Origin of the sequence: Neobacillus fumarioli NBRC 102428, assembly GCF_001591485.1 — a bacterium.
GTDB lineage: Bacteria > Bacillota > Bacilli > Bacillales > Cytobacillaceae > Neobacillus > Neobacillus fumarioli.
This window is the reverse complement of record NZ_BCUZ01000215.1, coordinates 1-2,134: the sequence shown is the minus strand read 5'-3', so window position 1 is coordinate 2,134 and position 2,134 is coordinate 1. Positions and strand designations below refer to the sequence as shown.

General features: G+C 37.0%; 1 protein-coding gene. It reads left to right on the top strand.

Annotated features, from left to right (window positions below; translation table 11 throughout):
* Positions 1-855: 855 nt before the first annotated feature.
* Positions 856-1,950, top strand: a complete 1,095-nt coding sequence (locus BFU02S_RS15645) for a polysaccharide deacetylase family protein (protein WP_066372690.1) — start codon at positions 856-858, stop codon at positions 1,948-1,950.
* Positions 1,951-2,134: the final 184 nt, after the last annotated feature.

Sequence of the window (2,134 nt, the reverse complement as noted above, 5' to 3'; positions counted from 1 at the left end):
AAAGAAAAGTATTTTCTTCATTGGGCACCTTCCCTAATAGTAGTGGACTTAGTTTATGAAGATTGTGCTTTAACTAATCAGCTTTTTTATTAAAAAGCACAAATCCCAAAGCGCAACAAGAAACCATTCAGCGAATAGAACCGGGAAAATTTCAACAGAAGGTTGGGAATGAGAAGGAATTTTTCAACATATAGATAATAATTAAATATAGCTAATAAAAAGGGGGGGACATCGTTTTAGTTTTTACTAAAGAAATCGAGGGGGTATAGTGTGAAACAATCGGATGTAAACGTCTACAAATTTCTGATGCCATTGTTTTTTTCCGGGGTTGCCTTCTGTTTGAGTTTCTACTTCTGTATATTAGGTGTTTCTCTTTATATTTATTCCCTTCCCATCTATGCCTTTTTACTACTCATCTCTTTGTTTCTGTTTTATCAAACCGATAAGAATCTAAATGACCTCATGAAAAATGGAAAAACCACCTTTGACCACTATCAGTTTTATCACAACAGCATCGGCATTTATTTAATTTTATCGTTTGTATTATTTGGAGTTTCGATTGCCTATATGCCTTTTTATTACCACGGAGGTTTTCTCTTTGTTTGGTACTGTGGCCCCATGTCGATCCTTTGCTTTATAAGTTTTATACAATCCCAAAAGAGGATAAAACTTTTGAAAAAGAAATACCAAAATAAGGATCCTCATTACAAACAGCTTAAATTATAACTTCCAAGCCCTTTCTGATAAATGATCGGAAAGGGCTAGTTCTTAATGATGAAAATAGATTGAAAGCGCCCTTATCATTTGGTAATATATGCGTAATGGAATTTAATAAAAGCATACTAGGAGACAGCGATGAAAAAAATAAATATGACAATTGTCCTATTCGTGTTGATCAGTACTTTATGGATGGCAACAAACCAAACAACCTACGCAGCAGAAACTAATCAAAAGGGCATACCAGTTTTGTTATACCATCATATATTAAAGAAAAGTGAGAATGCTTTTCCTAATGATTCAGCGATCATGGACTTTGAAGAATTTGAAGCACAAATGAAATATTTACATGACCACGGTTTCTATACAGCGACGTTATCGGATTTAGCGTTGTATTTGCAAGGCAGAAAAGCCCTGCCTGCGAAAACAGTCGTCATAACCTTTGATGATGGCCATAAAACCAATTATTTATATGCCTACCCGATTCTAAAAAAATATGGTTTCCATGCGGGAGCTTTCTTAATTACTAACCGGATCTCGCAAACACCAGTTCCTTTTGATCCAAGAGATCTGCAATTTTTAAGCTGGCCTGAGATTAAGCAAATGACAGATGTCTTTCAATTTGCCAGCCATACAAACGGTTTGCATTATACAATAGACGGAAAATCAGCATTATTAACGGAACCTGATGATGTTGTTTTGAAAGATTTAAAGACAAGTAAAGATTTAGTACATACGGAGTTTTTTGCTTATCCATTTGGAGCCTATAATCAGAAAACCATTGAGCAATTAAAAATAACAGGTTACAAGTATGCTTTTACAACGGAAGGAAAGTATGTAAAACCGGGTGATGATCCTTACGAGCTCGGCAGATTCGTCATTACTCCGTCTACAACAGAAAGTAATTTCGAACAAATCGTGAATGGAGAAAGCTCTACATATGGCTGGCATAAATACTCAGGCAAATGGTATTACCTGGATTCAAACGGCAATAAGTGGACTGGCTGGTTATATTCAGATGGGCATTGGTACTATTTGGATCAAAATGGAGCTATGGGAACAGGCTGGATAAAGTCAGGCTCGAAATGGTACTACCTTGAAAAAAACGGAGAGATGAGAACCGGCTGGGTTAACATAGGGCAGAAATGGTACTTCTTCTACAAAGACGGTCACATGGCCGCCAATACAGTCATCAACGGTTATAGGCTAGGCTCAGACGGAGCTTGGCAGTAAAGCGCTATCTAACAAACGTCCCGGATAAAATGACCGTCCGGGACATTGTATTTTAAATACGAAAACCAGCATAGCTGGTCTTATTAAAAAATTCACACCACAGTCCTTGATCGTGTGGTGTTTTTTTGTGAGGCTCTGTTATGGTTGATTTTCAGCAGGGTACTCACTTAGTCGGAAGAATTGT

Excerpts from the sequence above, each read along its gene's own strand:
- BFU02S_RS15645 (WP_066372690.1), top strand. The coding sequence starts at position 856 with ATGAAAAAAATAAATATGACAATTGTCCTATTCGTGTTGATCAGTACT.